General features: G+C 68.7%; 23 protein-coding genes and 2 pseudogenes. 13 read left to right on the top strand and 12 right to left on the bottom strand.

Going from position 1 to position 24,340, the window contains the following annotated elements:
• Position 1 precedes the first annotated feature (1 nt).
• Positions 2-1,003, top strand: coding sequence for a sugar phosphate isomerase/epimerase family protein (locus ABD830_RS25500; protein ID WP_344992067.1), 1,002 nt, complete (start codon positions 2-4; stop codon positions 1,001-1,003).
• A 218-nt stretch (positions 1,004-1,221) separates the two neighbouring features.
• On the opposite strand, the gene ABD830_RS25495 is transcribed toward ABD830_RS25500, so the two are convergent.
• From ABD830_RS25495 to ABD830_RS25470, 6 genes are all read right to left on the bottom strand, one after another.
• The gene (locus tag ABD830_RS25495; protein ID WP_344992064.1) at positions 1,222-1,941 is read right to left on the bottom strand and encodes a MerR family transcriptional regulator; all 720 of its coding nucleotides are present in this window, start codon (positions 1,939-1,941) and stop codon (positions 1,222-1,224) included.
• A 38-nt stretch (positions 1,942-1,979) separates the two neighbouring features.
• Complete coding sequence (locus tag ABD830_RS25490) at positions 1,980-3,404, bottom strand: serine hydrolase domain-containing protein (protein WP_344992061.1); 1,425 nt, start codon at positions 3,402-3,404, stop codon at positions 1,980-1,982.
• Positions 3,405-3,481: 77 nt separating this feature from the next.
• Positions 3,482-4,138 (bottom strand): TetR/AcrR family transcriptional regulator, encoded by a 657-nt coding sequence (locus ABD830_RS25485; protein WP_344992058.1) that lies wholly within the window; start codon positions 4,136-4,138, stop codon positions 3,482-3,484.
• A gap of 92 nt (positions 4,139-4,230) precedes the next feature.
• A complete protein-coding gene (locus ABD830_RS25480) occupies positions 4,231-5,319 on the bottom strand; it encodes a Zn-dependent alcohol dehydrogenase (protein WP_344992054.1) in 1,089 nt (362 codons plus the stop codon).
• A 33-nt stretch (positions 5,320-5,352) separates the two neighbouring features.
• Positions 5,353-5,544 (bottom strand): ferredoxin, encoded by a 192-nt coding sequence (locus ABD830_RS25475; RefSeq protein WP_344992052.1) that lies wholly within the window; start codon positions 5,542-5,544, stop codon positions 5,353-5,355.
• Positions 5,541-5,993, bottom strand: a complete 453-nt coding sequence (locus ABD830_RS25470; RefSeq protein WP_344992049.1) for a pyridoxamine 5'-phosphate oxidase family protein — start codon at positions 5,991-5,993, stop codon at positions 5,541-5,543. The genes ABD830_RS25475 and ABD830_RS25470 overlap by 4 nt, the downstream gene beginning before the upstream one ends.
• A gap of 86 nt (positions 5,994-6,079) precedes the next feature.
• On the opposite strand from ABD830_RS25470, the gene ABD830_RS25465 reads away from it, so the two are divergent.
• Entirely contained in the window at positions 6,080-6,709 is a 630-nt protein-coding gene (locus tag ABD830_RS25465; protein ID WP_344993027.1) for a class I SAM-dependent methyltransferase, read from the top strand.
• Between the two features lie 113 nt (positions 6,710-6,822).
• Here ABD830_RS25465 and ABD830_RS25460 read toward each other — a convergent pair whose 3' ends face one another.
• The 4 genes from ABD830_RS25460 to ABD830_RS25445 form a co-directional block, all read right to left on the bottom strand.
• Complete coding sequence (locus tag ABD830_RS25460) at positions 6,823-7,791, bottom strand: DUF1702 family protein (protein WP_344992047.1); 969 nt, start codon at positions 7,789-7,791, stop codon at positions 6,823-6,825.
• Positions 7,792-7,948: 157 nt separating this feature from the next.
• Positions 7,949-9,004, bottom strand: a complete 1,056-nt coding sequence (locus ABD830_RS25455; RefSeq protein ID WP_344992044.1) for a prenyltransferase — start codon at positions 9,002-9,004, stop codon at positions 7,949-7,951.
• On the bottom strand, positions 9,001-9,711 hold the full coding sequence (locus ABD830_RS25450) for a class I SAM-dependent methyltransferase (RefSeq protein ID WP_344992041.1): 711 nt from the start codon (positions 9,709-9,711) through the stop codon (positions 9,001-9,003). Before ABD830_RS25450 ends, ABD830_RS25455 begins: the two co-directional genes overlap by 4 nt.
• A gap of 3 nt (positions 9,712-9,714) precedes the next feature.
• The gene (locus tag ABD830_RS25445) at positions 9,715-10,965 is read right to left on the bottom strand and encodes a glycosyltransferase family 4 protein (protein ID WP_378520852.1); all 1,251 of its coding nucleotides are present in this window, start codon (positions 10,963-10,965) and stop codon (positions 9,715-9,717) included.
• A gap of 228 nt (positions 10,966-11,193) precedes the next feature.
• Here ABD830_RS25445 and ABD830_RS25440 point away from each other — a divergent pair.
• A pseudogene (locus ABD830_RS25440) lies at positions 11,194-11,748 on the top strand (GDP-mannose 4,6-dehydratase); the annotation flags it as partial.
• A gap of 85 nt (positions 11,749-11,833) precedes the next feature.
• Positions 11,834-12,241 carry a GDP-mannose 4,6-dehydratase gene (locus ABD830_RS25435; protein ID WP_425567150.1) on the top strand — a complete coding sequence of 136 codons (408 nt, stop codon included), beginning with the start codon at positions 11,834-11,836 and terminating at the stop codon, positions 12,239-12,241.
• 143 nt (positions 12,242-12,384) lie between these two features.
• Here ABD830_RS25435 and tnpA read toward each other — a convergent pair.
• Positions 12,385-12,764 (bottom strand): annotated as a pseudogene (gene tnpA, locus ABD830_RS25430) (IS200/IS605 family transposase).
• 70 nt (positions 12,765-12,834) lie between these two features.
• Between tnpA and ABD830_RS25425 the strand changes: the two are divergent.
• The 3 genes from ABD830_RS25425 to ABD830_RS25415 all read left to right on the top strand — a co-directional run bounded on the left by ABD830_RS25425 (position 12,835) and on the right by ABD830_RS25415 (position 14,932).
• On the top strand, positions 12,835-14,148 hold the full coding sequence (locus ABD830_RS25425; protein WP_344992031.1) for an RNA-guided endonuclease InsQ/TnpB family protein: 1,314 nt from the start codon (positions 12,835-12,837) through the stop codon (positions 14,146-14,148).
• Positions 14,149-14,337: 189 nt separating this feature from the next.
• Complete coding sequence (locus ABD830_RS25420) at positions 14,338-14,466, top strand: hypothetical protein (RefSeq protein ID WP_344992028.1); 129 nt, start codon at positions 14,338-14,340, stop codon at positions 14,464-14,466.
• A gap of 55 nt (positions 14,467-14,521) precedes the next feature.
• On the top strand, positions 14,522-14,932 hold the full coding sequence (locus ABD830_RS25415) for a DUF2000 family protein (RefSeq protein WP_344992025.1): 411 nt from the start codon (positions 14,522-14,524) through the stop codon (positions 14,930-14,932).
• A 338-nt stretch (positions 14,933-15,270) separates the two neighbouring features.
• Here ABD830_RS25415 and ABD830_RS25410 read toward each other — a convergent pair whose 3' ends face one another.
• Positions 15,271-16,455 (bottom strand): cytochrome P450, encoded by a 1,185-nt coding sequence (locus tag ABD830_RS25410; protein ID WP_344992022.1) that lies wholly within the window; start codon positions 16,453-16,455, stop codon positions 15,271-15,273.
• Between the two features lie 519 nt (positions 16,456-16,974).
• Here ABD830_RS25410 and ABD830_RS25405 point away from each other — a divergent pair.
• From ABD830_RS25405 to ABD830_RS25370, 6 genes are read left to right on the top strand one after another with little or no spacing between them, the layout of a single operon-like run.
• The gene (locus ABD830_RS25405; RefSeq protein ID WP_344992019.1) at positions 16,975-17,820 is read left to right on the top strand and encodes a fumarylacetoacetate hydrolase family protein; all 846 of its coding nucleotides are present in this window, start codon (positions 16,975-16,977) and stop codon (positions 17,818-17,820) included.
• Complete coding sequence (locus tag ABD830_RS25400) at positions 17,817-19,115, top strand: L-fuconate dehydratase (protein WP_344992016.1); 1,299 nt, start codon at positions 17,817-17,819, stop codon at positions 19,113-19,115. The genes ABD830_RS25405 and ABD830_RS25400 overlap by 4 nt, the downstream gene beginning before the upstream one ends.
• Positions 19,112-19,846, top strand: coding sequence for an SDR family NAD(P)-dependent oxidoreductase (locus ABD830_RS25395; protein ID WP_344992013.1), 735 nt, complete (start codon positions 19,112-19,114; stop codon positions 19,844-19,846). Before ABD830_RS25400 ends, ABD830_RS25395 begins: the two co-directional genes overlap by 4 nt.
• Before the next feature lie 16 nt (positions 19,847-19,862).
• Positions 19,863-20,882, top strand: a complete 1,020-nt coding sequence (locus tag ABD830_RS25390; RefSeq protein ID WP_344992010.1) for a sugar ABC transporter substrate-binding protein — start codon at positions 19,863-19,865, stop codon at positions 20,880-20,882.
• On the top strand, positions 20,882-23,350 hold the full coding sequence (locus ABD830_RS54310; RefSeq protein WP_425567149.1) for an ATP-binding cassette domain-containing protein: 2,469 nt from the start codon (positions 20,882-20,884) through the stop codon (positions 23,348-23,350). The genes ABD830_RS25390 and ABD830_RS54310 overlap by 1 nt, the downstream gene beginning before the upstream one ends.
• A complete protein-coding gene (locus ABD830_RS25370; RefSeq protein ID WP_344992007.1) occupies positions 23,347-24,336 on the top strand; it encodes an aldo/keto reductase in 990 nt (329 codons plus the stop codon). The genes ABD830_RS54310 and ABD830_RS25370 overlap by 4 nt, the downstream gene beginning before the upstream one ends.
• Positions 24,337-24,340: the final 4 nt, after the last annotated feature.

Below are 24,340 nucleotides of genomic sequence, written 5' to 3'. Positions count from 1 at the left end.
CATGCGACCTGTCACCCTGTTCACGGGGCAGTGGGCCGACCTGCCGTTCGAGGAGGTGTGCAGGCTGGCCGCCGAATGGGGCTACGACGGCCTGGAGATCGCCTGCTCGGGCGACCACTTCGACGTGGCCCAGGCCGTGGCGGACCCGTCGTACGTGGAGCAGAAGCGCGCCCAGCTCGACAAGCACGGGCTCAAGGTCTGGACCATCTCCAACCACCTCGTCGGCCAGGCCGTCTGCGACCTCATCGACGAGCGCCACAAGTCCATCCTGCCCGCCCGCATCTGGGGCTCCGGCGACCCCGAGTCGGTACGCCAGGCCGCGGCGGAGGACATGAAGAACACGGCCAGGGCGGCCTCGCTGCTGGGCGTGGACACGGTGGTGGGCTTCACCGGGTCGTCGATCTGGCACACGGTGGCCATGTTCCCGCCGGTGCCCGCTTCGATGGTGGAGGCCGGCTACCAGGACTTCGCGGACCGCTGGAACCCGATCCTCGACGTCTTCGACGAGGTCGGGGTCCGTTTCGCCCACGAGGTCCACCCGAGCGAGATCGCCTACGACTACTACACGACCCAGCGGACGCTGGAGGCGATCGGCCACCGTCCCGCCTTCGGCCTGAACTGGGACCCGTCGCACATGGTCTGGCAGGACCTGGACCCGGTCGGGTTCATCCTGGACTTCAAGGACCGGATCTACCACGTGGACTGCAAGGACACGCGCATGCGCGTCGGGGACGGCCGCAAGGGCCGCCTGTCCTCGCACCTGCCGTGGGCGGACATGCGCCGCGGCTGGGACTTCGTCTCCACGGGTCGGGGCGACGTGCCGTGGGAGGACTGTTTCCGTGCCCTGAACTCGATCGGGTACGACGGGCCGATCTCGATCGAGTGGGAGGACGCGGGGATGGACCGGCTCGACGGGGCCAGGGAGGCGTTGGGGTACATCCGCAAGCTCAACTCCATCACCCCACCGGCCACCGCGTTCGACGCCGCCTTCTCGACGACGTAGGGAGCTGACAGCAAGGCCTTCCCCAAGGGCGGCGCTGCGCGCACGGAGTTCCAGGCAGCGCCCCCAAGGGGCTCCCGCCCCTCGCGCACCCCGGCATCGGCCTGAGGTGAAGTCGTCATTGATTGACGGTGTGCCGGGGCCTGATCGGGATCATTAGGATCCTGTCACCCTGTTGGCCCCTGCTGATCGTCGAGGTGTGTGTCGACGTCGATCGAAGGCTAGCCTTCCATGAGTTGGGCAAGACGGTCCCAAGCTGGGGATGAGGCTCCGGGCTGGGATTGCGCGGCCAGCCGGGCGATGGCGGGGTTGTGGACGGGGCGGGTCTCGGATCGGCTGTGGTGGTTGGTGAACCAGTTCCGGGTACGGTCCGCGAGGGCGGGAAGGCGGGGATCGTCCGGAGGCCAGTCGTAGGCGGCGTCATGTTCGAGGTAGAGGGCACGGAACTCGGGATCGGCCAGGAGCTCACGTTTTTCGGCGATCCACAGGGCGGCGTCCTCGGGTGAGGCGGTCTGCATGAGGATCCAGCCGTCGCGCTCCAGGTGTATCTGGCGCTCTCTGACACCGAGTCGGCGCAGCTCGTCGAGGTAGTCGGCGACTTGCGGGGAAACGAAAAGCCGGTCGCCGCCGCGCAGCTGGGCGAGTTGCTCGCGGGTTCGCTGCAGCTGCTCGATGCGGTCTTGGAGGGTGTGGTCGATCTCGGCGATGGCTGCCGTGAGCGCGTCCGGGTCGGCGTCAAGGAGGTCTTTGACGCGGGCCAGTGGCACGCCCGCATGGGCCAGGGTCCTGATCTTGACGAGCTTGATGGCATGCTCGGCGGTATAGCGCCGGTAGCCGGAGGAGTCGCGGTCGGGCTCGGTGAGCAGACCGCGCTCGTGATAGTGGCGGATGGCTTTGGTGGTCACCCCGGCGTAGTCCGCGAGCTGGCCAATCGTGATCATGTTGGACATCCTTCCACCCGGCAGGTCATTCGGAACGGTCAGGCCCGGCGGGTCAGGCGGCCACCGCCGTTGCGAAAGCGCGCCTGGTCGTCGCGGATGTCGTGGTAGGAGACGAGCAGCAGTCGCAGGTATCCGTCGAACATCTCCAGCGGGTAGCCGGCGGGTGCGAAAAGGCCCGGCCGGATGGGCACGTAGCGCTGCGGCGGGGCGGAGGTGGTGCCGCCGGCGAACTCGGTGAAGATCCGCTCCTGCGATTCGTCCGCCGGTTCGTAGGTCGTACGCTCCTCGAGCTGCCCTTCGACGATGCTGACCTCGATGCGGAGCTGGTTGGAGCGGTAGGTGCCCACGTACGGGGTGAGGTCGACATCCTGTTCCAGTTCGGTGATCAGGGTGGGGATCTGGACGCCGAGGTGCTCGCGCAGCAGCCACTGCAGGATCTGGTCCTGCAGCATGATCGCGCCCGGCGTGTTGCCGAAGGCGGTGAAGACCAGGTCGTGGTCGGGCACGACGCACAGGATGGACACGCCGCCGGGCGATGCGCCGGACATGGCGAGCACGGTCGTGTCGCCGAACGGGTACAGTACCCAGCCCAGGCCGATCGGCGGGGTGTTCGGGCTCGCCATGTCGTAGGAGACCTGCCGCATCAGGGCGGTGGACTCGGCCGACAGGACGCGGGTGCCGGAGGGGGAGAGCCCGCCCGCGAGGTGGGTGCGTCCGAAGGCGAGCAGGTCGGCGACGGTGCCGATCGGTGTGCCGCCGGCCGGTCCCCAGGTGTCGGGCAGCGTGAACATGTTCGTGGGCTTGGCCGTCATGGTCTCGGGGTCCAGGAAGTGGCCGACTGCCGTGCTGCGCAGGATGGCCTGCTCGGCTGAGGTGCTGGAGTTCTCCATGCCGGCCGGGCCGTAGATCTCGTGGGCGAGCAGGTCGGGGAAGGGGAGGCCGGTGACCACTTCCAGCAGCCGGCCCGCGACGATCATGCCGCCGTTGGAGTAGCTGAGCTGCTCGCCGGGTTCGAACAGGGTGCCGCAGTTGCTCGCGAGGCCGGTGACGTAGGTCTTCAGGGCGTCGCGGCCCTTGGCGTCGGGGAAGTACAGGTCCGCGTCGATGCCGTTGGTGTGGGAGATCAGGTGCCGGACCAGGATCTTGTCCGCCACGCCCGGCGAGTTCAGCGCGAAGTCGGGAAGGTACTTCACCACCGGCGTGTCGAGGTCCAGCAGCCCGCGGTCGACCTGCCGCAGGACCAGCGTGGTGGTCATGACCTTGGTGACGGAGCCGAAGAGGAAGCCGGTGTCTTCGAGCATCGGTGCGCCGGTGGCGACGTTCGCGGTGCCGTGGGCGACGACGATCTGCTCGCCGGCGTGGTAGACGCCGGCGACGAACCCGGGGACGTGGTTGGACTCGCAGTAAACGGCGGCCTGGTCGCGGATCTGGGCTTCGACGGTGTGCAGTGCGTTGTTGTTCATGCAGAGCATCGTCGAGCCTTGCCCCAGGGGCAAGGTCAAGCGGCCCATTGGATCCGGCCGAAGGATGTCGACCGCGATCAACCGCCAGAAGACCGCACGGCCCGCGGAGGCAGCGGGAGGGCGAGCACCGCGCGGACGGCCGCCTTCAGACGCTCCCGGGTGTCGGCTCCGATCACGAGCCTGCCGTCCGTGGTCGGCTCGGTCAGAACCCGGCGGAACACGGCGATCGGCAGGTCCACCACGCAGAGCGTCACCACCTCGACGCTGGTCCCGTCCGCACGGTCCCACAGCGCCCGCGACAGGCGGGTCAGCAGCGCCACCAACCGCTTTTCCAGGGCGAACATCGCCTCGGCCAGCTCCTGCGGCACCTCGGGGCCCAGCAACTGGTCACGGCGCACCGTTATGAGCATGCGGGCCGCGGCGGGCCGGCGGTCGGCGAACACCGCAGGGGTGCTCGCCGCCGCCACCACCGCCTCGACTGCCGCCTCGCGGTCGCCTCCGTGCACCGCGTCGACGAGCTCGGTCTGCAGGTCCAGGAAATCTCCCGCCGCTCTCAGCCACAGCCGGCCGAGCAGCACCGGCAGCGACCCGAACGCGTGATAGATCGCGCCGTTCGACACCCCGGAGGCCGCCGCGAGCGCTCGTACCGTGAACCGCTCGGGGCCGCCGTCGGCCACCAACTGCTCGGCGACGTCCAACAGACGATCAAGATCGTGGACCCGAGGTCGAGGCATGTCCATCATGATAGCAGAGCACGCGCTCCAAAATTGGAGTCTGTACTACGACGCCCATGCCGGCTGCCTGGGCAACCTGAAAACGCCGCCGATCAGTCCATGACGACGATCTGGCGGAGGACCTCGCCGCCCCGCAGCGCCTCCACGGCGTCGTTCAGGTCGGCCAGGCGGATGCGGGCGCTGATCATCGACTCCAGGTCCAGCTTGCCGGCCTTGTGGAGCTTGGCGAAGTAGGGGAAGGCGTGCCGGACGTCGGCCTCCCCGTACAGGCTGGACAGCAGGTTCTTGCCCTCGAACAGCAGGCTGAACGCCGAGATCGACACCATGTCGTCCACCGCGCCCGCCCCGACCACGATGACGTCGCCGCCCTGCCGGGTGATCTGCCAGGCGCTCTGGATCGTGGCCGACTTGCCGACCACCTCGAAGCCGTAGTCGAAGCCCGCGCCGGCGGTGAGCTCGTTGAGGGCCTCCGGGACCTGCTCCGGGGTCACCGCGTGAGTCGCGCCCACTTTCTTGGCCAGCTCGTGCTTGGACTCCAGGGGGTCGACCGCGAGGATCATCCTGGCGCCGGAGAGGCGGGCGCCCTGGATGACCGACAGGCCGACGCCGCCGCAGCCGATCACCGCGACCGTCGAGCCGGGGCGTACCTTGGCGGTGTTGATCGCGGCGCCCACGCCGGTCGTGATGCCGCAGCCGATCAGGGCCGCCGCCTCCCACGACACGTCCTCGTCGATCTTGATCGCGCCCTGCCACGGCACGACGATCTCCTCGGCCCAGGTGCCGCACCCGGCCATCCCGAACGCCGTCGCCCCGTCGCCCCCGAAGCGGAAGTTGCCCTTGCTGAACGCCTCGACCACGTACTTGATGCACAGGTACGGCTGTCCGCCCAGGCACAGGTCGCACTCCTGACAGCCCGGCCGCCAGTTGATGACCACGTGGTCGCCCGGCTTGAGCGAGGTGACGTGCTCGCCGACCTCGACCACCTCGCCCGCGCCCTCGTGCCCGAGCACCAACGGCACGGGCTGCGGCAGGACGCCGGTCATGGCAGACAGGTCCGAGTGGCAGACGCCCGTGGCCTTGATCCGTACGCGTACGTCCGCCGGCCCGACGGGGGCCAGGGTGACGTCGTCGCGGATGTCCAGCTTGTCGTTGCCTACGGCGTGCAGGATCGCGGCGCGCATGGGGTTCCTCCTCGAACTCAGGCGTAGGGCTGGCTATTCCTCGAGGGACAGAGCGGCTTTGGGGCAGGACCTGACCGCGTGGCGGACGCGGTCCTGCAACTCGGGGGGCGGTTCCGGCAGCAGGACGTGGAGCTGGTCGTCGTCGTCCACCTCGAACACCTCCGGCGCGAGCCCCATGCACACGGCGTTGGCCTCGCAGACCAGGTAGTCGACCTTGATTCTCATGTGAGCCTCCTGTGATCCCATGAGACCACTTTGGTCGGCTCGACGACGTACGCAACCCGCTTGCGCCCGGTCTGCTCCACGTACGGGAGCAGCAGTTCGTCCGGTACGCCCGGAGTCATCCGGCGGGCGACCAGCAGGCCGACCTCCATGACGCGATCGCGGTCGTCCACCAGCTCGGCCTTCCCGTACACCAGGACGCCGCGCAGCTCGCCGTAATCGTCGCCGGTCTCGACCAGGCAGCTCACCCGCGGGTCGCGCGCCAGATTGCGGGCCTTCTGGGATTTCGCGTAGGTCCAGAACGTGATGCGCCCCTCGTCGAGCCCGTAGAACATGGTCACCAGATGCGGCATGCCGTCCGGGTTGATGGTGGCCAGCTGCAGCTTGCGTGAGCTCTCGAGGAACGCGGTGACGTCGTCGTCCGACATCGCGATGCGGGCGCGCTGATTCACGTTGTAAGTAGAACAGGTTTCAGAACGGCCCTGCAAGGGGGCTCCTGGAATGTTATTCGGTTCGGCTAGGGTGCATCCCTATGTCGATGCCGTCAGAGCTGCGCCACGCAGCCAAGCACGCCAAGGGATTCATGCCGGCCGACGAAGGGCTGGCCCTGTTCGAGGCGGCCTGCCAGTACGGCAAGCTCGGGCCGATCTGCGAGATCGGCACCTACTGCGGCAAGTCGGCCGTCTACCTCGGCGCGGCGGCCAGGCAGGCCGGGTCCGTGGTCGTCACCGTGGACCATCACCGGGGCTCGGAGGAGATCCAGCCCGGGTGGGCCCATCACGACCCGACGCTGGTGGATCACCGGTTCGGGAAGATGGACTCGTTGCCGACGTTCAGGACGACGATCGCGGCGGCCGGGCTCGAGGACGAGGTGATCGCGATTGTGGGCCGGTCGGAGCAGGTCGCCGCGCTCTGGAACACGCCCCTGGGCATGCTGTTCATCGACGGGGGACACTCGGAGGAGCCCGTGACCCGGGACTACGAGGGGTGGGCGCCGCACGTCATGGAGGGCGGGGCGCTGGTGTTCCACGACATCTATCCCGATCCCGCCGACGGTGGGCAGGCGCCGTACCGGATCTACCAGCGGGCGCTGCGGTCGGGGGCGTTCAGGGAGGTGTCGGTGGAGGGCTCGCTGCGCGTGCTGGAACGCGTCGGCCCCGGGATCTGACGGGGACGGCCCTCCCCGGCCGTGCCGGCTCTGAGCGTGCCGCTCACGCCTCCCTGGCGCCGGTCCGACGTGAGCGGGCCCGAGCGGCCGCCATGCCCGCGGCCAGGCAGGTCTCAGTAGCGGTGGCGGTGGGTCCAGGAGCGACGGGTCTGGGACTGCCAGTGCTGGAAGTCCTCGTGCGTGTGCGCCTCGTGCCCGAGCGCGATGAGCGCCTCGTCCGTCCACGACGCGGCCTCCTCCGGGCCGGCCCCCGCCAGGATCGGCACGGCCTGCGCCGTGTGGTCCGGCAGCGTCCCCGAGCGCAGCCTGGCGGCCACGGCGAACGCGCAGCCCTGCGCCAGATGGGCGCGGAACCCGTCGGCCCCGGCGTGCTCGGTCAGCCACCACAGCTCGTCGGACTCGGCACCGCCCGTGTACGTGGCGGCGAACCCGACCCCGCTCCACAGGTCGGCCCGCCGCCCCGGCGGGTAGCCGCCGATCCTGGCGGCGACGTCGTCGGGCGCGGCGCAGTCGTGGTACCAGAGCAGCCGTCCCAGCCCCTGGTCGAACACCGCACAGTGCGCCCTGGTCAGCAGGTCGGGCATCATGCGCTCGCCCACCATGCGATCGGCCCTGGTCAGGCTCCACTGGAAGCCGAACCCGTCCACCGCCAGCCACCGCAGCACCGGGTGCGCCCGCCGTGCCCCCCGCATGGGCCGCAGCCGCAGCAGCGCGTACGCGCGACCGGCTCCCAGGTAGGCGGCGTGGCGGTGATGTTGGGCGGGGCCGGTCAGCAGCTCGTGAAGGCGTCGGCCGCGCGTCAGCGTGAGCAGGTCGAGCACGGTGCAGGCGGCCGCGGCCCCCTCGTAGCCGAAGGGCCGCTGATCCGGCGGTATTTCCTCGATCTTCTCGACTTCCCGGCACATCACCGCGTTGAAGCCGAAAACGTACGAGCTTTCGGCGTTGGTGAATGCCGTCCGGGAGAGTCCGTCCCTGACCCGGAACCGTCGTCGGCTCAGATCGGACTCCAGCGGATCCTTGGCCAGAAATCTCCGCAGCCCTGTCGCCGTGGACAATGTCGGCTCGGTCCTGACCTGATCCAAGAGCAAGGTTGTGCCCGCGTCGCCCACGCTTCCCCCGAAGACGCCTCGTACGAGTCACTCCGAAGCTAGTAAGCCCATTGCGCCGATCAACGGCGGCGCACCGGATTTCGGGGGCAAAGAACCCGCAAAAGCGCTTGTGCCCGAGGATCGGGGCAGGTCAGAGGTCTTCGAGGCGTACGAGCCCGGTGCCGGCGGCGCACCCGCAGCTCTCCGGGTCGGACACGGCCGTCCCCGCGATGTCGCGGAACAGCCCCGATCCCGGTGTCAGCTCCAGCAGCGCGTCCGCCGCCAGGACGGCCGCGGCGGCCGTGTACCCGGACCGCTCGTGGGGGAAGTGCTTGCGGTTCGCGAACTGCCACCCCGTCCAGTACGAGCCGTCCTCGTGCCGCAGATGCTGCACGTCCCCGAACAACGTGACCGCCCGCTCCCGGTCACCCAGGGCGTCGAGCGCCAGCACCAGCTCGCACGTCTCCGCCCCCGTCACCCACGGCTGGTCCGACACGCACCTGATCCCGAGCCCGGGCACCACGAACGTCGCCCACTCCCGTTCCAGCAGCTCGAACGCCTGCCGCCCGCGCACCGCGCCCCCGAGCACCGGGTAGTACCAGTCCATGGAGAAGCGGCTCTTGTCGGTGAACGCCTCGGGATGGGCCGCCAGCACGTGCGCCAGCCGGTCGGCGGCCAGCTCCCAGTGCGGCTGCGGATCGCCCAGGTGGTCGGCGAGCAGCACGCCGCAGCGCAGCCCCTGGTGGATGGAGGAGCACCCGGTGAGCAGCGCGTACGTCGAGGCCATGCCGCGGGCGTCGCGCTCCCAGACGATCTCGCCCCGCTCGGTCTGCAGCCCCGCCACGTAGTCCAGCGCGGCTTTCACCATGGGCCAGTGCTCCTCGGTGACCGCCTGGTCGCCGGTGACGAGATGGTGGTGCCAGAGGCCGGCGGCGACGTAGGCGGCATGGTTGCTCTCGCCGCCCAGCTCCGTGGGCACGCCGTCGACCAGCTTCATCGGCCAGGAACCGTCGGGGCGCTGGTGGCGGGCCAGCCACGCGTAGCCGCGCCGTACGGGCTCCCCGAGGCCCGCGACGGCCATGGCCATCAGGCATTCGACGTGATTCCAGGCGTCGACGTGGCCTTCCGGCCACGGCACGCCGCCGTCGTCCTGCTGTATCGCCGCGATGCTCTCGGCCGTCCGCACGACCTCCGCGCGGGAGATCATGGCTTCCTGACGTACAGGACCACGCTCTTGCCGATGATCGGGTTGAGCACGGCTTCGGCGATCCTCGTCGCCGCGGGGCGCTTCATGATGTCCCAGACCAGCAGCTCGTGGTACGCCTTGGCGAGCGGGTGGTCGTCGTTGCCGACGCCGACGGCGCACTTGATCCACCAGTACGGCGCGTGCAGCCCGTGGGCGTGGTGGTGGGGCCCGATCTCGAACCCGGTGGCCTTCAGCTTCGCCGAGAGCTCGGCCAGCGTGTAGATCCGGACATGTCCGCCGGGGGCCGTGTGGTAGGCCTCGTCCAGCGCCCAGCAGATGCGCTCGGGCAGGAAGCTCGGCACGGTCACGGCCGCCGTGCCACCCGGCTTGAGCACGCGGAAGATCTCGCGCATGGCCGCCATGTCGTCGGGGATGTGCTCCAGCACCTCGGCCGCGATGACCCGGTCGAAGCTGCCGTCCTCGAACGGCATGTCCAGCGCCGTGCCCTGGACGGTCTGCCCGCTCGCGCCCGGCGGCACCTCGCCCTCTTTGTCCATCGCCGCGAACATGGCCGCCACGCCGTCCAGCTCCGACTGGTCCATGTCGAACGCGATCACGTCCGCTCCCCGGCGCAGCACCTCGAAGGCGTGCCTGCCGCCGCCGCAGCCCAGGTCGAGCACACGCACGCCGGGGCCGACGGGGAGCCGGGCGAAGTCCACGGTCAGCACTGGTCAGCCTCTCCTCTTGTGGTTCGCGATGGCCTCGCGGTACGCCTCGACGGTTCTCCTGGCCACGACGTGCCAGGTGTAGCGCTCCATGACGCGGTCGTATCCGGCCTTGCCCATCCGTTCGCGCTCCTCGGGGGAGTCGTGCAGGCGGCGCAGCACCGACGCCAGCTCCTCGGGGTCGCCGGGGGTCACCTGGATGGCCGCGTCGCCCACGACCTCGGGCAGCGCCCCAGTACGGCTGGCCACCAGGGGCGTGGCGCAGGCCATGTGCTCGACGGCGGGCAGCGAGAAGCCCTCATAGAGCGAGGGGACGACCGAGATCTCCGAGGTGGCGACCAGCTCGCCCAGCTCCTCGTCGGAGATGCCGTGCACGAAACGGACGCGGTCCTGCAGCGAGAGCTCCTGGACGAGCTGCTCGGTGGGGCCGCCGGGGGTGGGGCGGCTGACGACGGTCAGGTTCACGTCGCGCTCGGTGGCCAGTTTGGCGACCGCGCGCAGCAGCGTCGCGACGCCCTTCATGGGCGAGTCCGCGCTGGCCACCGCCACGATCGAGCCCTTGCGCCTGGGCTTGTCCGGGCGCGGGTGGAAGTAGCGGGTGTCGACGCCGAGGGGGATCAGGCGCATGTTCGCCTGGGGGACGTTGAAGTCGCGGTGGATGTCGGCCAGCGACGACTCGCTGACGGTCAGGATGGGGCTCAGCCGGGGGGCGACGCGTGCCTGCATCTTCACGAACCCGTACCAGCGGCGCAGGCTCAGCCTCTTGCCGCCCGTGGCGGCCTCGAGCTCGATGCGCCGGTCGACGCTGATCGGGTGGTGGATGGTGCCGACCACGGGGAACATCCGCTGGATGCCCAGCAGGCCGTACCCGAGGGTCTGGTTGTCCTGGACGACGTCGAAGTCGCCGACGCGCTTCTTCAGCTCGCGGTAGGCCCGCAGCGTGAACGTCAGCGGCTCGGGGAACCCGGCCGTCCACATCGTCCCGACCTCTAGCCAGTCGATCCAGTCGCGGTATTCGTCCAGCTTGGGGGTTCTGAACGGGTCCTCGTCGCGGTAGAGGTCGAGGCTGGGGACCTCGCGCAGGATGACGCCCTCGTCCAGCTCGGGATACGGCTGGCCGGAGAACACCTCGACGTGGTGGCCGAGCGCGACCAGCTCGCGGCTGACGTGGCGGAGATAGACGCCCTGGCCGCCGCAGGTGGGCTTGCTGCGATAGGACAGCAGCGCGATCCGCAGCCTGCCTTCCTCCTCCTGCACGGACACCCCTTTCCCCGCCGGTTTGGCCCAGAGACGGGCGTGTACCGTGAAGATGACCTTAGTCCGAGAAGGCTACCATTCGGTAGGTCGGCTGGAATTGTTCACATTGGCCGTCACACGTCGTGCGAACTGCGACGTTACTGTAACCGAGCGTGGTTCGGTGGAACACGTTCTAGGTGCCCTGATGCCCTGTCGGTGCGCTTACCTGTACATTCCCGTGCCAAAGGGATGCGGTACGCAATAGTTGGAGGACCCTTGGCCAGGCGCGCTCTGATTACCGGCATCACCGGCCAGGACGGTTCCTACTTGGCGGAGCACCTGCTCGAGCAGGGCTATGAGGTGTGGGGGCTGGCCCGGGGTCAGGCGAACCCGCGGGTCTCCCGGATGCGCAAGCTGCTCACCGACGTCCAGGTCGTGCGGGGAGACCTGCTGGATCAGGGGTCCCTGATCTCGGCGGTGGAACGGGTTCAGCCGGACGAGGTGTACAACCTCGGGGCGATCTCGTTCGTGCCGATGTCGTGGGAGCAGGCGGAGCTCACGGCCGAGGTGACCGGGATGGGCGTGCTGCGCATGCTGGAGGCGATCCGGGTGTGCTCGGGGGCGTCGCGGGGCTCGGGCTCCTCCGGACAGATCCGCTTTTATCAGGCTTCCTCCTCTGAGATGTTCGGCCAGGTCAGCGAGACGCCGCAGACCGAGCGCACCGCCTTCCATCCGCGCTCGCCGTACGGGGTGGCCAAGGCGTACGGGCACTTCCTCACGCAGAACTACCGCGAGTCGTACGGGATGTTCGCCGTGTCCGGCATCCTGTTCAACCACGAGTCGCCGCGCCGGGGGGGCCGAGTTCGTCACCAGGAAGGTGTCGCTGGGCGTGGCCCGGATCAAGCTGGGACTGGCCACGGAGCTGCGGCTGGGGAACCTGGAGGCCCGCCGGGACTGGGGGTTCGCCGGCGACTATGTGAAGGCCATGCACCTGATGATGCAGGCGGCCACGCCCGAGGACTACGTGATCGGGACCGGGCGGATGAAGTCGGTCAGGGAGCTGGTGGAGGCCGCGTTCGAGGCCGCCGGGCTGGACTGGGAGCGGTACGTGGTGACGGACCAGACGCTGCACCGTCCGGCCGAGGTGGATCTGCTGTGCGCGGATCCGAAGAAGGCGCGGACGCAGCTGGGATGGGAGCCGGGCGTGTCGTTCGACGAGCTGGTCGCGATGATGGTCGAGTCCGACCTGCGGCTCCTGTCGGACGGCGCCGACCCGTACGAGGACTCCTGGCCGTGAGCGCCTGTGCTTCGTGATCGCCTCGGGGTCTACCAGAATGTGGGCCAGTGCTTCGGCGTTCACACCGGGAGTGCAGGCCCACGGGGGAGGGCCTGCTAGGGCGCGTGCGTGGCCTGGCCTTTGGGGCTTGTCGCCGGTTTCACTCACACGGGTCGTTTCTGCTGCTCGATGTACTGCTGGAGCGCGGTGAGCGGCGCCCCGCGACTGACCTGGCGAAGGAGGAACCAGGGCAGAAATGTCCGCCCCACAGGTGTTTGCGGACGTGTGCGCTGGATTCCTTGCGCAGCGTCCGGGCTGAGACTTCCTTCAGTGAGTTGACGAGTTTGGACAGGGCGACCTTGGGCGGGTAGTGGACCAGCAGGTGGACGTGGTCGTGCTCGCCGCTGAACTCGCGCGGTTCGACCTCAAAGTCGGCGCATACCTCTCGCATGAGTTCCTCGCAGCGGATCAGCATCTCGTCGGTGAAGGCCCCACGCCGGTACTTTGTCACGAAAACCAAATGGGCATGAAGGGTATAAATGATATATCACCCCCTTTCGCATCGGGGTTTGAATTCCAGCGCGGTGACATAAACCAAACGATAGGATCCGTGCGTGGAGAAGGTGAAGCGGACCCGCGTGCACGTGGCGCGACTCGACCTCAGTCCGGCCCAGGCGGCCGTTGTGGACGGTCAAGCCCACACCGCGCGCGCCTTGTGGAACCTGCTCCACGAGTTCACGACCTTCCACCAGGGCCGGTTGCCGTCACTGAAGGAATGCGACGCGGCGATTCGCCAAGCCCGCCGCGAGATCGACTGGATGGGGCAGCTGCCCGCCCAGGCCGCGCAGGCCGTACTGAAGACCTACCGGCAGGCGTGGGCGAACTTCTTCAACCCCGACCACCCCGCCGGGCGCCCGACGTTCAAGGCACGCCTGCGGTCCCGGATGGCCGTGGACGTCCCCCAGGCTCGCGACTTGCAGATCGCCCGGATCAACCGCAGGTGGGGCGCGGTGAACCTGCCCAAGGTCGGGCGGGTGAAGTTTCGTTGGACAAAAGACCTGCCCGGCCTCACCAAAGGCGGACCCTCCGGGAGGGTCACCGGTGCTCGCCTGGTGAAAGACGCCTACGGGTGGCACATCGTCTTCCGTACCGAGCTGCTCGTATCCGCCCCCGTCCCGCACACCGGGCCGAAGGTCGGCATGGACCGGGGCATCACAGTCCCCCTGGCCCTGTCCAACGGTCAACACCTTCGGCACGGTCCGTGGCTCACCAGCGGGGAGAATGAGCGGCTGTTGCGTCTGGAGCGCAAAAGCGCCCGTCAGCGTGCCACCCGTAAGAAGGGCGACCCGGGATCCAACCGGGAACGCCGCACCTACGACCAGATCGCCCGGCTCCGCGCGACAGCCAAGCGCCGCGCCGTCGACTGGCAGCATCAGAGCACGACCGATCTCGCGCGGCGATTCAGCGCGATCGTGGTCGAAGACCTGAACATCACCGCCATGATGGCCTCGGCGTGCGGGACCGTGCAGGAGCCGGGCGTCAACGTCGCCCAAAAGCGGGGCCTGAACCGCTCGATCGCAAGTCAGGCGTGGGGCCGGACGGTGGAGTTCCTGACCTACAAGAGCGCTGACCGTGGCGGTCTGGTCGCCAAGGTCCGCCCGTACGGCACCAGCCAGGAGTGCCACCGCTGCCACACTACCACTGCAGGATCACGCGAAACGCAGTCCCGGTTCGCGTGCAAGAACCTGGCGTGCGGATGGACCGGCAACGCCGATACCAACGCCGCCCGAAACCAGCTTCATCGGTACAACTCTGCCGCCGGACGGGCGGTCACAGGACGTGGAGACTCCGGGATACCGGGGCCTGTGAAGCGTCAAGCATCCTGTCCCACAGTCTCGCCCGCGCCCGCGCTGCGAGCTGCTGCGTAAGCAGCACAGGAACCCTCCACATCCGTGTGGAGGAGCACGTCAATACCACGTCAAGCGGCTCGAGGCGGGCCTCGGGGGCATGATGTCGGAGCGCAAGGTGCGCGGGTCCTCGAGGGCATCTACCCAGGCCAGTGCGCTAGTACTGGCTGTCGCCCCGAGTTGGAGGGGTCGGAGGGGAAGACCCGGCTGATGCTGGTGCAGAGCGGGTTTGACACGGAACGGCCGCCGTACGCGGCGTGGGGCGGGATCCTGGCCGGGGTCGCGGAGCTGCGGCGGTACCACGAGGTGCCCGACTGGCTGCCGGTCCTCGCCGTGTAGCGGTACCGCACCAGCGTGCAAGACGTGACGCGGACGGGGGATGGAGACTGGTGGCATGCGTTTCGATACCAAGATCGGCATTGTGGTCCGCGCGGATCTGGCCGCATGGCAGAAGCTCAATGTCACCGCCTTCCTGTCCAGCGCCGTGGCGGGCGGGGTGCCCGGGGTCATGGGGGAGCCGTACGAGGACGGGGCGGGCAATTCGTACCTGCCGATGATCCGGCAGCCTGTGCTGGTGTATGTGGCCGATCTGGCGGAGCTGCGGGGCGTCCGGGAGAAGGCGGTGGGGCGCGGGATGGACGTCGCCGTGTACATCGAGGAGATGTTCAAGACGGGGCACGACGCGGACAACCGGGCGGCCGTGCGGGCGGCGGAGGCCGACGAGCTCGCGCTGGTGGGGGTGGCGATCCATGGGCCGAAGAACGGCGTGGACAAGGTCCTGAAGGGCCTTTCCCTGCACCCCTGACCTCCGGTGGCTGTGGAAGAAGCCGACTGGCCCATTGAGCTGACCGCCCCCGGCCATCTGGCGCTCCCCGGCTGCGTCACCTACCCGGCACCCCTTCCACCCGAGAACATCACCACGCACAAGGGCGTCCGCCTCACCTCCATGGAATGTACGGCCCTCGACTGCGCCCGGTGGCAGCCGCGCATGGAGGCGGTGGGCATCCTGGACCAGTTCGCGCGCAGGGGGGCATCGATCTGGAAGCCCTGTGGCACCGGCCCGGAACTCCCTCATCGCATCATCGTCGACTCCCGCTTGCTGTCCGGCACGCCACACTGCCGTGTGGCGGCGGCGAGGGCAGGTCAGCCGACTACGACGGGGAGTTCCTTGATGCCGTTGATGAAGTTCGAGCGCAACCGGCGGGCCGGGCCTGTTTGGCGGATGTCGGGGCGGCGGCGGGCCAGTTGTTCGAAGAGGATCCGTAGTTCGAGTTTGGCCAGGTGGTTCCCGAGGCAGAAGTGGGCGCCGCCGCCCCCGAAGCCGATGTGCGGGTTCGGGTCGCGGGTGATGTCGAAGACCTCAGGGTCGGAGAAGACCGAGGGATCGCGGTTGGCGGAGGCGTAGAAGACGACGACCTTGTCGTCGGCCTTGATCTCCTGCCCGCCCAGCACCTGGTCGGTGGTGGAGGTGCGGCGGAAGAGATTGACCGGGGAGACCCAGCGGACGATCTCGTCGGCGGCGGTCTTGGCGAGCGTGGGGTCGGCGACCAGGAGGTCCCACTGGTCCGGGTGCTCGAAGAGGGTGAGCATGCCGCCGGAGGCCGCGTTGCGGGTGGTCTCGTTGCCGGCTACGGCCAGGAGGAGGACGAAGAGCTGGAACTCGTCCTCGTCGAGCGTCTCGCCGTGCTCGTCGGGTTGGAGGAGCTTGGTGGCGATGTCGTTCTTCGGGGCGGCCTTGCGCCGCGCCGCGAGTTCGCTGGCGTAGGCGTAGACCTCCATGGCGGCGGCCGAGGCCTCCTCGGGAGTGCTCGAGTAGTCGGGGTCCTGGCTGCCGATCATGCGGTTGGACCAGGTGAAGAGCTTGTCGCGGTCGGACACGGGCGCGCCGAGCAGCTCGCAGATCACGTACAGAGGGAGCGGCGCGGCGACTTCGGTGACGAAGTCGATCTCGCCGGTGCACTTGTCGAGGAGGTCGTCGCAGATGTCACGGATGTGTTCTTCGAGGCTTCCGATGGTGCGCGGGGTGAAACCCCGGTTGACCAGGGAACGCCGTCTCGTGTGCTCGGGCGGGTCCTGGTTGAGCATCATGTGGCGCTGGAGGTCGATCTGCTCCTGGGTCAGTTCTTCGAACAGGGCGAGCTTCCGGTACGAGGAGAACAGGTCCGAGTGCCGCGATACGTGCACCACATCCTCATATCGGGTGACGGCCCAGAAGCCGGGCGCGCCGTCGTGCCAGTGGACGGGAGAGTTCGCGCGCAGCCAGGCGAGCTGCTCGAGTGGTGGTCCGGTTGTCGCGTAAATGTCCCTGTCGACGAGGTCGATGTGCACCCGATTCACCCTCTTGATCAAGCGCTTGGTTAAGTTCTATTGAAACGTGTTCTATTACGTCCCTGTACGGTCGTCAAGGAGGAATGTAGGTGCGCGATGGCCGCATGTCGCCGGGCGAATGGGGTCTCGGCGTCGACAGGGTCCTGTGCGGGTGTGGCGACGTGACATCGTCCGGCCGGTGTGGCGTTGCGCCTGTTCAGGTGCCTCCGGGGCTGAAGCGGAAGTGTGTCGTTTTGGTGGTGGGTAGGGGTATTGATCGCAGTTGTCGCCTGCGCGCGACCGCCTTGGTGAAGGGCTTTGAGGTGGGTTTTACCTCCGATGTTTTGGAGGGCTTACATTCGATGTATGTGAACGTAGCCATCGGAGCGGTTAAGTCGATTCACAGGCGTCGACTGGCTCTTGGGGGTGTCTTCCGAGGTCACGGATCGGAGGTATCCCTCTCGCCACCCTTGACACGCTCCCGCTGGTCGCACGAGCATCGTGAAACGAGACATCCGATGTATATGTGAAGGATGCGGTGTGAAGCTGCTGCGAGTAGGACCTGTCGGTCAGGAACGCCCGGTGGTCATGGATGACGCCGGTAACCTGCGCGACATCGGAGAGCCCGAGATCGATGGGGCTTTCCTCGCTTCCGGGGGAGTGGCGCGCGTCCGGGACGCGCTCGAGCGCGGTGCCCTGCCCATCGTCGACGCTGAGGGGCTGCGCATCGGCGCTCCGATCGCGCGTCCAGGCAAGGTCGTCTGTATCGGCCTGAACTACAGCGACCACGCCGCCGAGTCCGGCCTGGACGTGCCGGCCGAGCCGGTCGTGTTCATGAAGGCCGCCAACACCGTCATCGGCCCGTATGACGAGGTGCTCGTGCCGCGGGGCAGCGTGAAGACCGACTGGGAGGTGGAGCTGGCGATCGTCATCGGGCAGGAGGCCCGCTACCTCGGGAGCCGGGAGGAGGCGCTCGGCGTGATCGCCGGGTACGCGATCTCCAACGACGTCTCCGAGCGCGAGTTCCAGCTCGAACGCGGCGGCCAGTGGGACAAGGGCAAGTCGTGCGAGACGTTCAACCCGCTCGGCCCCTGGCTGGTGACGGCGGACGAGGTGGCCGACCCGCAGAGCCTGGCCCTGCGCCTCTGGGTGAACGGTGAGACGCGCCAGGACGGCGAGACGAAGAACATGATCTTCGATGTGGCCGAGATCGTGCGCTACCTGAGTCAGTTCATGGTCCTGGAGCCAGGCGATGTGATCAACACGGGTACGCCGGCCGGCGTGGCGATGGGCATGCCGGGGCAGCCGTACCTGCGTGCGGGTGACGTGATGGAGCTGGAGATCGAAGGGCTCGGCCGGCAGCGTCAGACGGTGGGGCAGGCATGACGACTCCAGGCCTCTATCGGATCATCGGGATGGAGACGCACGACGTGCGCTTCCCGACATCGCGCGAGCTCGACGGCTCCGATGCGATGAATCCCGATCCCGACTACTCCGCGGCCTATGTCGTGCTCAAGACCGATGACGGGTTCGAGGGGCACGGGTTCGCGTTCACGATCGGGCGCGGCAACGACATCCAGACCGCGGCCATCAGCGCGCTCGAGCCGTACGTGGTCGGCAAGGACGTCGAAGACCTCGGCGCGCTCTACAAGGACATGGTCAACGACTCGCAGCTGCGCTGGCTGGGCCCCGAGAAGGGGGTCATGCACATGGCGATCTCCGCCGTGGTCAACGCCCTGTGGGACCTCAAGGCCAAGCGGGCGGGCAAGCCGTTGTGGCGGCTGCTGTCCGAGATGTCCTCCGAGGAGATCGTCGACCTCATCGACTTCCGCTATCTGAGCGACGCCCTCACGCCCGACGAAGCCCTTCAGATCCTGAGGAACGCTGAGAAGGGGAAGGAGGAGCGGATCAGCCGGCTCATCGAGGACGGCTACCCCGCCTACACGACCTCCCCCGGGTGGCTGGGCTACGCCGACGAGAAGCTGCGCAGGCTCTGCAACGAGGCGCTCGACCAGGGCTTCAAGCAGATCAAGCTCAAGGTCGGCGCCGATCTCGACGACGACCGGCGCCGCTTCAGGGTGGCCCGCGAGGTCTGCGGCCCCGACTTCCCGATCGCGATCGACGCCAACCAGCGCTGGGACGTCGGCTCGGCCATCGAGTGGATCAACGGCCTGCGCGAGTTCAACCCCCACTGGGTGGAGGAGCCGACCAGCCCCGACGACGTGCTCGGCCACGCCGCCATCGCCAGGGGGATCGAGCCCATCCCGGTGGCCACCGGCGAGCACGTACAGAACCGCATCATGTTCAAGCAGCTCCTGCAGGCCAACGCCATCTCCTACCTGCAGATCGACTCGGCCAGGGTCGGCGGCGTCAACGAGAACCTGGCGATCCTGCTGCTGGCGGCCAAGTTCGGCGTGCCGGTGTGCCCGCACGCGGGCGGTGTCGGGCTGTGCGAGCTGGTGCAGCACCTGTCGATGTTCGACTACGTCACGGTCACGGGCTCCATGGACAACCGCGTGATCGAGTACGTCGACCACCTCCACGAGCACTTCGTGGACCCCGTCGTCATCCGCAACGGCAGGTACGTCGCGCCCTCCGCGCCCGGCTTCAGCGCGGAGATGCACGCAGAATCGATCGCCGCCCACACCTTCCCCGACGGCGAGATCTGGAGGGACGCGTGAGCCTGAAAGCGATCGTCACCGGCGGCGGCTCCGGCATCGGCCTGGCCGCCGCCACCCTGCTCGCCGAGCGCGGCATGAAGGTCGCCTGCCTCGACATCAACCCACCCGGCGAGCCGTTCATCGGGATCAAGGTGGACGTGACGGACGACGCCGGGGTACGTGCGGCGGTGGCGGAGGCCGCCGACCGCCTCGGCGGCATCGACGTGCTCGTCAACAACGCGGGCATCGGCGCGCTGGGCACCATCGAGGACAACCCGGACAGCGAGTGGCAGAAGGTGTTCGACGTCAACGTGCTCGGCATGGTCCGGGTCGCGCGGGCGGCGCTGCCGTACCTCAGGAGGTCCGAGCACGCCTCGATCGTCAACACCTGCTCGATCGCGGCCACCGCGGGGCTGCCGCAGCGGGCGCTCTACAGCGCGACCAAGGGCGCGGTGCTGTCGCTGACGCTCGCGATGGCCGCGGACCACATCCGTGAGGGCATCCGGGTCAACTGCGTCAACCCGGGCACCGCGGACACGCCGTGGGTCGGCAGGTTGCTCGACTCCGCCGACGACCCCCAAGCGGAGCGTGCCGCACTCAACGCCAGGCAGCCGATGGGCCGCCTGGTCAGCGCGGAGGAGGTCGCCGCGGCGATCGCCTACCTCGCCGGCCCGGAAGCCGGTGCGACCACCGGGACCTCGATCGCGGTCGACGGCGGGATGCAGGGACTCCGGCTCAGGGCAACCGACTAAGGAAGGTAACCCCCCCATGAAGTTCGGATCGGCGGTCGCGGCAGCGGCCCTCTTGGCGGTCGTCACCGCGTGTGGCTCAGGCGCAACGTCGGGAGGAGGGGGCGGCGGAAAGATAGGCATCGACCACCCGCGCGCCGACTCCGACTTCTGGAATTCCTACATCAAGTACGTCCCCCAGATGGCCGGCGAGCTCAAGGTGAACCTCATGCCCGCCACGAACTCGCAGAACGACGTGGCCAAGCTGGTCAACAACGTGCAGGCGCTGGTCGGCCAGGGTGCCAAGGCGATCGTCATGGCCCCGCAGGACACCGGCGCCGTCGCCAATCTCCTGCAGCAGCTGGAGAACAAGAAGATCCCCGTCGTGACCGTCGACACCCGTCCGGACAAGGGCAAGGTCTACATGGTCGTACGCGCCGACAACCGCGCGTACGGGACGAAGGCCTGCGAGTTCCTCGGCGGGAAGCTGGGGGGCAAGGGCAAGGTCGTGCAGCTCCAGGGCGCGCTCAGCTCGATCAACGGCCGTGACAGGTCGGAGGCGTTTCTGGAGTGCATGAAGACCAGGTTCCCCGGCATCACGGTGTTCAGCGAGCCGACGGAATGGGAGGGCAGCAAGGCCGCGTCCATGCTGCAGACCCGCCTCGAGCAGAACCCTGACATCAAGGGGATCTACATGCACGCCGGCGGCGTCCACCTGGCCCCGACCCTGCAGACGCTGAAGCAGAAGGGGCTGCTCGTCCCGCCGAGCGACCCCAAGCACATCTTCGTGGTGTCGAACGACGGCATCCCCCAGGAGTACGAGTCGATCCGCAAGGGCGACATCGACGCCACGGTGTCGCAGCCGGCCGACCTGTATGCCAAGTACGCGCTCTTCTACGCCAAGGCCGCATTGGAGGGCAAGACGTTCAAGCCCGGCCCCACCGACCACGACAGCACCATCATCCAGCTCCCGAACGGCCTGGAGGACCAGCTCCCGGCGCCGCTCGTGACGAAGGAGAACGTGGACGACAAGAGCCTTTGGGGTAATCAGGTCAAGTGATGAAAAATCACGTTGAAGCCCGAAACGTCGTCAAGCGCTTCGGCCCTACCGTAGCGCTCAACGGCGCGGGGATCGCGATCGCCGAGGGTGAGACCCACGCGCTCGTCGGCCGGAACGGCGCGGGTAAGTCCACCCTGGTGTCGATCCTCACCGGGCTCCAGCCGGCCGATGAGGGCGAGGTGCTGTTCTCGGGAGAGCCGGCACCCGCCCTCGCCGACCGTGACGCGTGGCGGCAGCGCGTCGCCTGCGTCTACCAGAAGTCCACGATCATCCCGGCGCTCACGGTCGCGGAGAACCTCTTCCTCAACCGCCAGGCGGCCAAGGGCGCCACGATCAACTGGCGGGCGCTGCGGGCCAGGGCGCGCGAACTGCTGGAGACGTACGAGGTGGACGTCGACGCGCAGGCGCTGGCCGGTGACCTGACCGTCGAGCAGCGCCAGCTCGTGGAGATCGCCCGCGCGCTGTCGTTCGGCGCCAGGTTCATCATCCTCGACGAGCCGACCGCCAGGCTCGACGGCCCGGCCATCGAGCGGCTGTTCGCCCGCATGCGCTCGCTGCGCGAGCAGGGCGTCACGATGATGTACATCTCCCATCACCTCGACGAGGTGTACGAGATCTGCCAGAGCGTCACCGTCTTCCGCGACGCGCGGCACATCGTGACCAGGCCGGTCGCCGGCTTCCCGCATGACGAGCTGGTCGCCGCGATGACGGGGGAGGCCACGGCGTCGTACGAGTCGCGCGCCCGCACGCCCGGCGACACGGTCGTGCTGTCGGGCGAGGGCCTCTCGCTCGGCGGCCGCTACTCAGATGTTGATATTTCCGTTAAGTCGGGTGAGGTCGTCGGCCTGGCCGGATCCGCGAGCAGCGGCAAGGTCGGCCTGGCCGAGACGCTGGTCGGGCTGCGCAAGGCCGACTCCGGCACGGTCACGGTCAACGGCAGCCGGGTCAGGCCGGGTGACGTGCCGGCCGCGATGGGGGCGGGCCTCGGGTTCGTGCCGGAGGACCGCCACCACGAGGGGTTCGTCCCGCTGCTCTCGGTGGGGGGAGAACGCCACGTTCCCGATCGCCCGCAAGCTGGGCCGGTACGGGTTCGTGTCGCCGGCGCGTCGCCGGGCCAAGGCCGGGCAGCTGATCCGGGATCTCGACATCAAGACGGAAGGGCCCGACCAGCCGGTCGGCGACCTGTCCGGGGGCAACGCGCAGAAAGTGGTGTTCGCGCGGGCACTCGTGGACGATCCGACCGTGCTGGTCGTGATCAACCCGACCGCCGGCGTCGACGTCAAGGCCAAACAGGCCCTGCTCGGCGCCGTCGAGAACGCGGTCGAGCGGGGGGCCGGGGCCGTGGTGGTCTCCGACGAGCTCGACGACCTGCGCATCTGCGACAGGGTGCTGGTGATGTTCCACGGAAGGGTCGTGAAGGACCTGCCGCGTGGCTGGACGGACCACGAGCTCGTGGCCGTGATGGAAGGCATAGAAGATTGACCACTTTGAGTGCGCCGCCCCCACGGATGCGCCTCGCCAGGTTCCGTGACCTGACGCTGGTGCCGGTGATCGTGATCCTGCTCGTCGTGGGCGCGTTCCTCGACCCGACCTTCCTGACGGCGGGCAACCTCACGAACGTGCTCCAGCAGCAGGCGGCGATCTCGCTCCTCGTGCTGGCCGAGGCGATGATCCTCATCGCCGGCAAGTTCGACCTCTCGCTGGAGTCGACGGTCGGCACCGCGCCGGCCATCGCGGTGATGCTGGTGATCCCGGCGTCGGCGGGTGGGTTCGGCATCGGGCTGCCGGGCGCCCTCGTGATCCCGCTGGCCCTGCTGATCGGCGCGGCCATCGGGGCGTTCAACGGCTTCCTGATCATCAGGTTCCAGCTGTCGGCGTTCATCGTCACGCTGGCGATGCTGATCATCATGCACGGCTTCCTGCAGGGGCCGACCGAGGGCAAGACGCTCTTCCAGCTCCCCGACTCGATCCTCTACCTGGGCAGCACCGTGTGGCTCGGCCTGCCCGCCGCCATCTGGATCGCCGGGGCGCTGTTCGCGGCGGGCATCTTCGGCCTGGCCTACCTGAGGCTCGGCCGCGCGCTCTACGCGATCGGCGGCAACGCCGACGCCGCCCGCGCCGCCGGCATCCGGGTGGATCGGGTGCTGTACGGGGTCTTCATCCTGGGCGGAACTCTGGCGGCGCTGGCCGGGATCCTGGAGACCGGCCGCCTCGGGGCGATCGGCAACAACCAGGGTGTCGGGTGGATCTTCATGGTGTTCGCGGCGGCGGTCATCGGCGGCGTGAGCATGGACGGCGGCAAGGGCACGATCCTGGGCGCGCTCACCGGTGTGCTGGTGATCGGCCTGGTCCAGAACATCCTGACCCTCATCGGCGTCTCTGGCTTCTGGCAGCCGGTGATCTACGGCGCCATCATTCTCGTCGCCCTGATGATCAGCCGGATCGCGGGCGGAAAGGCACAAGATTGAGCGAGATCGAGGAGCCCCGTACCGGCTCCGGAAGTGGGTCCTGGGCCGGCGGGCTCGAGCTACCGCGTCACGGCTTCGGCGGGGCTCCGATCGGCAACCTGTTCGAAGAGGTGCCGGAGGAGCAGGCGCGCGCCACGGTCGACGCGGCGTGGGACAGCGGGGTGCGGCTGTTCGACACCGCGCCCCACTACGGGCTCGGCCTCTCGGAGCGCCGCCTCGGCGCCGCGCTCAAAGGCCGCTCGGGTTACGTCCTGTCCACGAAGGTCGGCCGCCTGCTGGTACCGGCGTCCACGCCGGGCGGCCGCGACGACGAGGGCTTCGACGTGTCCGCCGAGCTCCGGCGGGTGTGGGACTTCTCCGGCGACGGCGTGCGCAGGTCCCTGGAGGAGTCCGTGGCCCGCCTCGGGCTCCCGTCCGTCGACATCGCTCTCATCCACGACCCCGACGACCACCTGGAGCAGGCGCTCGCGGAGGCGTACCCGGCGCTGGCCGAGCTACGGGCGCAGGGCGTGGTGAAGGCGATCGGCGTCGGGATGAACCAGTGGCAGGCGCCGCTGCGCTTCGTCCAGGAGACCTCCATCGACGTCGTCATGCTCGCGGGCCGCTACACCCTGCTCGACCAGTCCGGCCTGCCGCTCCTGGAGGAGTGCGCGCGGCGCGGGGTCCGGGTGCTGGCGGCGGGCGTCTTCAACAGCGGCATCCTGGCCACGCCGCGGCCGTCGGGCACGTACAACTACCAGCCCGCGTCGGCGCCGCTGCTGGAGCGGGCGACGAGGATCGCAAAGGCCTGCGAGCGCCACGGCGTCACGCTGCCCCAGGCGGCCATGGCCTTTCCCCTGCGCCACCCGGCCGTCGCCACCGTCGTCCTGGGCGCCCGTTCGCCCGAGGAGGTCACCGCCAATGCCGCCCTCTGGTCCCGGCCGGTGCCGGACGCGCTCTGGGAGGAGCTGACGTCGGAGGGCCTGCTGTCGGAAGGGGTCGCTTGAGGAG

This window comes from Nonomuraea helvata (assembly GCF_039535785.1).
Taxonomy (GTDB): domain Bacteria; phylum Actinomycetota; class Actinomycetes; order Streptosporangiales; family Streptosporangiaceae; genus Nonomuraea; species Nonomuraea helvata.
The sequence above is the reverse complement of the archived record's forward strand: the minus strand, read 5'-3'. Positions and strand labels throughout refer to the sequence as shown.